The organism is Chamaesiphon sp. (assembly GCF_041738855.1).
GTDB lineage: Bacteria > Cyanobacteriota > Cyanobacteriia > Cyanobacteriales > Chamaesiphonaceae > Chamaesiphon.
Genome location: NZ_JBGSPA010000121.1, coordinates 1 through 5,119, shown reverse-complemented (window position 1 = coordinate 5,119; position 5,119 = coordinate 1). Strand labels below are relative to the sequence as shown.

At 48.0% G+C, this 5,119-nt stretch carries 5 protein-coding genes; all 5 read left to right on the top strand.

Annotated features, from left to right (window positions below; all coding sequences use genetic code 11):
* Positions 1-137: 137 nt before the first annotated feature.
* The 5 genes from ACEW9I_RS11240 to ACEW9I_RS11220 all read left to right on the top strand — a co-directional run bounded on the left by ACEW9I_RS11240 (position 138) and on the right by ACEW9I_RS11220 (position 5,102).
* Positions 138-1,508 carry a response regulator gene (locus ACEW9I_RS11240; RefSeq protein WP_373540429.1) on the top strand — a complete coding sequence of 457 codons (1,371 nt, stop codon included), beginning with the start codon at positions 138-140 and terminating at the stop codon, positions 1,506-1,508.
* A gap of 197 nt (positions 1,509-1,705) precedes the next feature.
* Positions 1,706-3,298 carry a response regulator gene (locus ACEW9I_RS11235; protein WP_373540428.1) on the top strand — a complete coding sequence of 531 codons (1,593 nt, stop codon included), beginning with the start codon at positions 1,706-1,708 and terminating at the stop codon, positions 3,296-3,298.
* Positions 3,299-3,375: 77 nt separating this feature from the next.
* A complete protein-coding gene (locus tag ACEW9I_RS11230; RefSeq protein ID WP_373540427.1) occupies positions 3,376-4,023 on the top strand; it encodes a response regulator in 648 nt (215 codons plus the stop codon).
* A 132-nt stretch (positions 4,024-4,155) separates the two neighbouring features.
* Positions 4,156-4,542 carry an IS630 transposase-related protein gene (locus tag ACEW9I_RS11225; protein ID WP_373540426.1) on the top strand — a complete coding sequence of 129 codons (387 nt, stop codon included), beginning with the start codon at positions 4,156-4,158 and terminating at the stop codon, positions 4,540-4,542.
* A gap of 2 nt (positions 4,543-4,544) precedes the next feature.
* Positions 4,545-5,102: a transposase gene (locus ACEW9I_RS11220; protein WP_373540425.1), complete on the top strand. Its 558-nt coding sequence runs from the start codon at positions 4,545-4,547 to the stop codon at positions 5,100-5,102.
* The last annotated feature ends 17 nt before the right edge of the window (positions 5,103-5,119 follow it).

Genomic DNA, 5,119 nt, shown 5'->3' with positions numbered 1-5,119 from the left:
CAAATCTATTCGTAAACCCAACGTCAAATTGATTATTGCCCCTTTTCCTGAACATGTACGAAGTGGCGACCAATTCTTCTTTAAGCCATCTTCTCAAACCCGCTTGACAACTGCGATCACTTCTTAACTTGTCACGAATGCACGGTGCGGGGCAACATCTGCTGGGGCTGATTAATAATATTCTCGATCTGTCTAAAGTCGAAGCAGGAAAGGTCGAACTCTTCCTCGAAACCTTCGAGATCGCGCCGTTGCTAGCAGAAATCGCGGCAACGCTGCGCCCCCTGGTCATGAAAAACCACAATGCCCTAGCCATCAACTGTCCGCCCGATCTTGGCTCCATGCACGCGGACATCACCAAACTGCGGCAGAGCCTGTTCAACCTGTTGGGTAATGCGAGCAAATTTACCGAACATGGCACGATTACACTAGGCGTAGAACGAGAACCAACGGGTTGGCTCGCTTTTTCAGTCGCCGATACCGGAATTGGGATGAATCCAGATCAGCAGGCAAAGCTATTTCAGTCCTTTACTCAAGCTGATGCCTCCACCACCCGCAAGTATGGCGGCACGGGCTTGGGATTGGTGATTACGCAGCAATTCTGTCAAATTATGGGGGGCGAGATCCAGGTGGCTAGCACCGCAGGCACAGGCACAACCTTTACGATTCGCTTACCCGATCCAGTTCAAGCACTGCCAGCCGAACCAGCTAGTCAAAGTGGGCACCAACAACCAAATATTATTATTACCACTCTAAGTACCTCAGTCGCTGGTGCTAGCACTATTTTGACGATCGATGATGACGCGAATGCACGGGATCTGATGCAACGCTTTTTGATTCGATCGGGATATAACGCGATCGCCGCAGCCAGCGGCGCGGAAGGACTCCGCCTAGCCAAAGAACATTTACCCGCAGCCATTCTGCTAGATGTGAAAATGCCCGATCTGGATGGGTGGGGCGTTTTGAGTCGGCTCAAATCCGATCCCGCTCTCGCCGACATTCCGGTGATGATGGTCACAATTGAGGGCGATCGCGCCTTGAGCAGTGCCTTGGGAGCCGTTGACTATCTCGTCAAACCCGTGGATTACGATCGGTTGATGACGCTATTGCAGCCATATCAGACCAACTCAGCCCCCACATCCGTGATGGTAGTAGAAGATAACTCCGAAAATCGGGAGATGATCTGCCGCCAACTAACCAAAGCCGGGTGGCGAGTCTTGGCAGCCCAACACGGGATCGAGGCACTATCACTGATGCAGACAGAAGAACCTGGAGTCATTTTGCTAGATCTGATGATGCCAGAAATGGATGGATTTGAGTTTCTGCGCCAACTCCGCCAACATCCGCAATGGCGATCGCTCCCCGTCATTGTCCTCACTGCCAAAGACTTGACTGCCGAAGAACGGCAGTGGCTAGACAGTCAAACTCAACGCATTTACCAAAAAGGTGCCGGAAACAAACAAATCCTCGAAGAAATCCGCACTTTAATTGCTTCGCATTCTTCCCAGTAATGCCAACGATTGAAATCGTGGCTCATGATGCAAAGTCCGCCTACGCGGACTACGCGGACTGGATTTCTTAGTCCGCGTAGGCGGACTTCGCATCATGAGCAGAGACTTTAGGCTCTAGGCTCTAGGCTCTAAGCTCTTCTTAGACGATCGAGATTGGGGATAAATTCATTGCAAAACTCTAAAATAATGTTCTAAAAATGCTCCAAACTCCCCAAGTGCAGCACACACTAATGGCTTACCTCCGCCACGAACTCTGTACGCCGATCGATGCCACGATCGGTTACAGTGCCATGCTGCTCGAAGAGCTACAAACACAGCCAGACTCAATCTTCGTCGCCGATCTGCAAAAGATTCATACCTGTAGTCAACAACTATTGACACTCGTAACGACAATTCTCGATCCAGTGCAACTGGAAATGAGCCAGATTGACGGCGAACTGAGTCGGTTTGGTGCCGAGCTAAGGATGGAACTACTCACGCCAATCAGCACGATTATCGGCTACTGCGAGATGCTGTTAGAGGAAGCTCCAGCCGAATTAATTGCCGATCTAGACAAAATTCATACAGCGGCTCACCAATTATTGAGCCTGGTAAATGATATCGTCCATCTCGCCCAGCAACAATTACAGCGGTTGACAACCCCAGATACTAATTCTCCGCTACTTCTGGAACACCCAGTCACAGCGATCTTGCTGCGGAGCGCAACCACGACACTGGAAACGCTCGATCGAGAGTCTACCGTAACGCAATCACAGGGAGGGATGATTTTAGTAGTCGATGACAACCCGACCAATTGTGACTTACTCTCGCGCCAATTAAAACGGCAAGGTTATACAGTCACAACGGCGACTAATGCCCGCCAAGCCTTACGCCTACTCAAAGCGATCGCTTATGACTTGATTTTGTTAGATGCGATTATGCCAGAAATTGATGGGCTGGAGTTACTTCAGCAGCTCAAACAGGACGATCGATTCAAGCATATTCCGGCGATCGTGATTTCGGCCCTAGAAACGATCGATGTTGCGGTTAAATGTATCGAACTAGGTGCCGAAGACTACTTGCAAAAGCCCTGCAATCCGATCTTACTCCAAGCCAGGATTGCTACCAGTTTAGAGAAAAAGCGACTGCGCGATCGGGAAATCCTCTACCGCCAACAAGTAGAACATCTGACCGCAACCGCTGCCGCGATCGAAGAACGCAACCGGATCGCCCGTGAGATTCACGACTCGTTAGGACATTCGCTGACAGCTTTAAACGTGCAGATGCAAGCTGCGGCAACGTTATTGCTAACCGATCCGACTCAAGCCCACTCATTTCTGTCTCAAGCCCAACGGCTGGGTAAAACTGCCATGCAAGAAGTCCGAGAATCGGTCAGAGCATTGCGGACAGAAGAACGCACCGAACAGCCCTTCGCCGAAACGATCGCGGCTTTGGCCGAGGAGTTTCGGCAAGTTACGGGGATTACCCCGAACATTTGCCTTCGACTGACCCAACCTTTGTCTTTTTCTGTCTCTAAAACCCTCTACCGGATCGTGCAAGAAGCATTGACAAATATCTCTAAATATGCAGGAGCGACTGAGGTGCAAATTCACTCGATCGCCACCGAGCATCGGATCGACCTCAAGATTACCGATAACGGTCGCGGATTTAATGCTCACCAGCAAACAACCGGATTTGGACTACAAGGAATGCAAGAACGAATCGCCGCCCTCAACGGCAAGTTTCACCTAACAACCTCCCCAGGATCTGGTTGTCAAATCCAAGTCGAACTTCCCGTGTTGCTAAATTAAAGTATTTTTGCAACCAATCTCCCCCCCTTCCCCTTTACCCTTTACCCTCTACCCTCTACCCTCTACCCTCTACTCCTATGATTGGCTTACTACTAGTAGACGACCAAAGTTTGATTTGCCAAGGTTTGGCAGCAATTCTCGATCGAGAAGACGATCTGCAAGTACTTGGATGTGCGGAGGATGGACGAGCGGCGATTGCTCAGGTCGAATCTTTGCAGCCAGATGTAGTCTTGATGGATATCCGAATGCCAGTGATGACGGGGATTGAAGCGACGCGGCTAATTGTCGATCGATTTCCAACCGTCAAGGTGTTAGTTCTGAGTACATTTGATGACGATCGTGATATTGCGCTGTCGATGCGAGCAGGTGCCAAAGGATATTTGCTCAAAGATATGCCTGCGCCAGAACTGTTAGGAGCAATTCGGTTAGTTCATCGCGGCTATACCCAAATGGCACCAGGACTGATGGAAAAGCTAGTCACAAATGTTGCCGATCCCGCCGATAGTATTCCTCCAGTCGAGCCAGCAGCCTTAAAGCAAATCCCCGCCAGAGAACGCGATGTCTTGCGGCTAATTGGGCAAGGCTGCACAAATCGCCAAATCGCCACTAAATTGAACCTCGCCGAAGGCACAGTCAAAACCTATGTGACTCATCTGCTCAACCGTCTGGCACTTCAGAATCGATCGCAACTGGCTATTTTTGCTAATTCATTTGCGTTGGTGTAGCTTCTTCGAGTGGTCCAATTGATGGGGTATATCGATCGTGAGGTCGTCCGTCCGGTTCAAATAGAATGTAGGAGTTACAGCACTTCTGCTAGTTATGAGGTACACTAAAGGGTAGTAAAAATATATTTGATAATGAAACCAGCTTCAATCGATCTTCGAGAAAAAATAGTTGCGGCACATTTAGAACGTCATCACTCAATTAGAACAGTTGCTAGGATGTTCGCTATTAGCAAAAGTGTAGTTCAAAAACTAGTCAAACAACAAAAGATTGAAGGGAACTTACAGCCTAAGAAGCCAGGTAAACCACGATTAAGTTACCTGACAAATGCTGAAGTAGAGTTAAGGGAGCTAGTTACAGAACATCCTGATGCAACTTTAGTTGAACTGTGTGAATTTTTCGCTGATAAAACTGGTAATTGGGTTGGTCGAAGTGCGATGGGTGACGCATTGCGAAAATTAGGATTGAGTCGTAAAAAAAAACGGAAAGGAGTACCCAAGCTACCACTGAGAGAGTCCTAAATTTGAGATTAGATTATTGGGAATCAGTTAAAAACATTGATGTAGAAAACTTAGTATTTCTAGATGAAACTGGCATCCTGCTTGGTTTAAACAGAACTCATGCTCGGTCACAGCAGGGAACTAGAGCATATGCTTTTACCCCATTCTATCGAGGTGCAAAAGTTACTGCTATCGGTGCAATTAGCAGTAAAAAAGTTGTAGCCTTAATGACAATGGATGATTCAATGGATAGTAGAGCTTTTGAATTATTTGTCAAGGATTTTCTCGTGCCGGAGCTATGGCCCGGTGCCGTCGTAGTCATGGATAATCTACCCGCACACAAATTCGATTCCATTATCCCCATGATTGAAGCTGTCGGTGCTTCTGTGCTTTTCCTCTCCCCCTACTCACCTGATTTCAACCCCATTGAATTGTGGTGGTCACAACTCAAGTCTTTTTTACGAATGTTTTCACCTACTACGACAATTATGGTCGATCGAGTAATTTCACTTGCAATCAAGTTAATCGATCCTCAACATCTCAGAAATTGGTTTGCTAATTGCTGTTACTGTACCTCATAACATCCGGAAGTGCTGTA

Excerpts from the sequence above, each read along its gene's own strand:
- ACEW9I_RS11225 (WP_373540426.1), top strand. The coding sequence starts at position 4,156 with ATGAAACCAGCTTCAATCGATCTTCGAGAAAAAATAGTTGCGGCACAT.
- ACEW9I_RS11235 (WP_373540428.1), top strand. The coding sequence starts at position 1,706 with ATGCTCCAAACTCCCCAAGTGCAGCACACACTAATGGCTTACCTCCGC.
- ACEW9I_RS11230 (WP_373540427.1), top strand. The coding sequence starts at position 3,376 with ATGATTGGCTTACTACTAGTAGACGACCAAAGTTTGATTTGCCAAGGT.
- ACEW9I_RS11240 (WP_373540429.1), top strand. The coding sequence starts at position 138 with ATGCACGGTGCGGGGCAACATCTGCTGGGGCTGATTAATAATATTCTC.